This window comes from Pseudomonas sp. (assembly GCF_049590575.1).
Lineage (GTDB): Bacteria > Pseudomonadota > Gammaproteobacteria > Pseudomonadales > Pseudomonadaceae > Aquipseudomonas.
Genome location: NZ_JBAWDE010000401.1, coordinates 1 through 3,426 on the forward strand (window position 1 = coordinate 1; position 3,426 = coordinate 3,426).

The 3,426-nt window shown below is 66.1% G+C and carries 2 protein-coding genes; both read right to left on the bottom strand.

Annotated features, from left to right (window positions below):
- Positions 1 to 1,296: condensation domain-containing protein (locus WBR57_RS28170; RefSeq protein WP_424088529.1), on the bottom strand; the 1,296-nt coding region annotated here is incomplete at its 3' end.
- Positions 1,293 to 3,426: non-ribosomal peptide synthetase (locus WBR57_RS28175; protein WP_424088531.1), on the bottom strand; the 2,134-nt coding region annotated here is incomplete at its 5' end. The genes WBR57_RS28170 and WBR57_RS28175, both read right to left, overlap by 4 nt.

The window sequence follows — 3,426 nt, forward strand, 5'->3', positions numbered from 1 at the left end:
GGCCAACGGCGCGTGTTCGTGGCGCAGCAAGGTGGTCAGCCGCGCGTGGGTGGCCTTGACCGCGGCGCGCACAGCCTGGGCATCCACGTCGACGCGAAATGGCAGGGTGTTGATGAAAATACCCAGCGCCCGATCGGTGTCGTGGCTGCCCTGCATCCGCCCCATCAATACGGTGCCGAACACCACGTGTTGCTTGCCGGCCAACACCCCCAGCACTTGCGCCCAGCCCAGGTGGAACAGGCTGGCGGCACTCACGCCGAGTTGCCGCGCCTGCGCGCGCAGACGTTGCGACAACGCGGGCTCCAGCGCCAGGTGAACCTCGGCAATACCGCGCGCATCGCCTTGCACATCGTGCAGGCCGAACGGCAAGGTCGGCTCGCTGATATCGCCGAGCATCTGGCGGAAGAACTGTTCGTGTTCCGTCTCGCTGATCCCCAGCCGTGCCTGCGCCACATAGTTGCGAAACGGCACCGCCTGGCCGAGCGCCGCGCCCTGCCCGAGCAGGCACGCCTGCATTTCGTGGCACACCACTTCGAGGGCGCTGTGGTCGAGGGCCATATGGTGGAACAGCAAGCTGGCGACGATGCGCTGGTTGGCCGGGTCATCGGCGCGCACCAGGCGCAATAGCGGCGCCTGGGTCACGTCCAGGCGAAAGTGGCGAGCGTCGAACAGCGCGTGCAGTTGCGCGGCGATAGGGCCGTCGGCCGGGTCCAGTTGCAGGGCCTGCACCGGCAGGCGCGCCTGGCGCCAGACCACTTGCTGCGGCTGCTGCAAGCCGTCCCAGACCACCCCAGTGCGCAGGATGTCGTGGCGGTCCATGACCTTTTGCAAGGCCTGGGCAAACGCCTCGAAGCGCTCCAGGCTGTCAAAGGCAAACTGCGACTGCATCACGTACGGGTCGCCGTGCTCGGCGCTGACGTGGTGGAACAGAATGCCTTCCTGCAACGGCGCCAGCGGGTAGATATCCTGGATATTCGCCACGCCGCCGTCGACGCTGGCGATGATCCGCGCGATCTCGTCCTGGCTCAGGGTCGACAGGGTCAGCATCGCCGGCGTGATCTGTGCAGCGTGGTCCGGGATGCCATTGGCTGGCACGTCGATGGCGCCGGCCTTGGTCGCCGAATACGCGCCGGCCTTGATCTGTTCAATCAGCGCGGCTTTGTGTTCACGCAGCGCGGCAAGGATCGCCGGGTCGCTCAAGGCTTGCTTGTTACCCTGCACCGACAACTGCTCGCCCTTGAGCGCCAGTTGGATGTCTTTGGTTTTCAGCGTCGCCAACAGCTCAAAGATGCTCACAGGACGATCTCCATTCGTTCGGTCATTGCGGCGTAGCCAGCCAGGGTCGGCTGTTCGAATAACGCACGCACGTCGGCTTCCATGCCTTCCTGGCGCAAGCGCCCGATCAAGCTCACGGCGAGCAGCGAGTGCCCGCCCAGTTCAAAGAAATTGTCCTGGCGCCCCACCCGCTCCACGCCAAGCAATTCGGCCCAGAGCCTCGCCAACAGGATTTCGGTGTCGCCCTCGGGCGCCTCGTACTCACGCACCACCAGCGCGTCCAAGCCCGGTGTCGGCAGGGCCTTACGGTCGAGCTTGCCGTTGGGGCTCAGGGGCAGCGCATCGAGGTGCACGAACAGCGCCGGCACCATGAACTCCGGCAAGTGCTGCAGCAGGTGCGCACGCAGGTGTTCAATCGCCGTGTGCTCGCCGGTGTAGTAGGCGATCAGGCGGTCTTCACGGGCCACCACGGCGCCTTCGCTGACCTGCGCATGCTCCAGCAGCCGCGCCTGGATTTCGCCCAGTTCGATGCGCAACCCACGGATCTTCACCTGGTCGTCGTTGCGCCCCAGGTACTCGAGGGTGCCGTCCGGCAGGTAGCGGCCGATGTCACCCGTGCGGTACATCCGCCCATCGTAGAACGGGTCTTGAAGGAAGCGTTCAGCGGTCAGTTCCGGGCGGTTCAGGTAACCCCGCGCCACCTGCACGCCGCCGATAAACAGCTCGCCGACCACGCCCAGCGGCACCGGCTGCAACTGTGCATCCAGCAGGTACATCCGGGTGTTGGCAATCGGCTTGCCGATCGGCGTGTTGTCCGGCACCTCGGGCCGCGCGCAGTTCCACGCGGTGACGTCCACCGCCGCTTCGGTGGGGCCATACAGGTTGTACAGGCCGATCCCCGGCAATTGCTGCTTGAAGCGCCGCACCAGGCTGCCCGGCAAGGCTTCGCCGCTGCACATCACGCGCAGCAACCCTGCGGCCTGGCTGACATCGCCATGCGCGAGGAACACATCGAGCATCGACGGCACGAAGTGCAGCGTGGTGATCTGCTGCGCCTGGATCACTTCGCACAGGTACGCCGGGTCTTTGTGCCCGCCGGGGCGCGCCATCACCAGGCGCGCGCCGGTGAACAGCGGCCAGAAGAATTCCCACACCGACACGTCAAAGCTGAACGGGGTTTTCTGCAACACCGCGTCATCGGCAGTCAGGCCGTAGGCGTCCTGCATCCACAGCAGGCGGTTGACCACCCCGGCGTGTTCATTGATCACGCCCTTGGGCTGACCGGTGGAGCCGGAGGTGTAGATCAAATACGCCGCGTGCCGGGCGCTGAGGCCGGCAACCTGCAGATTAGTCGCGGGCTGGTGCTGCCAGGTGCTGTGGTCGAGGTCGATCAGCGCCACCTCGCCCAACAGTTCGCGAGTTGCCGCGTGGGCGAGCACCACCACCGGCGCGCTGTCTTGCAGCATGTAAGTGATGCGTTCCTGCGGATAGGTCGGGTCCAGCGGCACATAACTGCCACCGGCCTTGAGGATCGCAAACAGCCCGACCAGCATGTCCAGGCCGCGCTCAAGGCAAATGCCGACCCGCGCATCCGGCTGTACGCCAAGTTCACGCAGGTGATGGGCCAGGCGGTTGGCCTGTGCGTTGAGCGCCTGGTAGGTCAGCTGCCGGTCATCGGCAATCACCGCCACGGCGTCCGGCGTGCGTTCGACCTGGGCTTCGAACATCCCGTGCAGGGTCTGGTCGAGGTTGTAGTCGACGGCGGTCGCGTTGAACGTCACCAGCAGTGTGTGCCGCTCCTCATCGCCGAGGATCGGCAAGCGATTGAGCGCCTGCTGCGGCGCCTGCTCCAGGGCCTCGACCAGCCCGGCCAGGGCAACCTGCATATAGCCGCATACGCGCTGCGCGTCAGTGTGCGCGAGGGCGGTGATGTCATAGCCATCGCCGAGGTCATCCACGTTCAACGTCAGCGGGTAGTTGGTGCGCCCGTCATTCACCAGGGTTTGCATGCCTTGCCAGGCCTGCTGCGCGTCGGCGGAGCGCGTCGCCGCGCCGCGATGGCGATAGTTGAGCATCGAGCTGAACAACGGCGCCGGGGCCGCCACCCCGCTGCAACGCTGGGCCAGGGCCAGGGACGCGTGTTCATGCCCG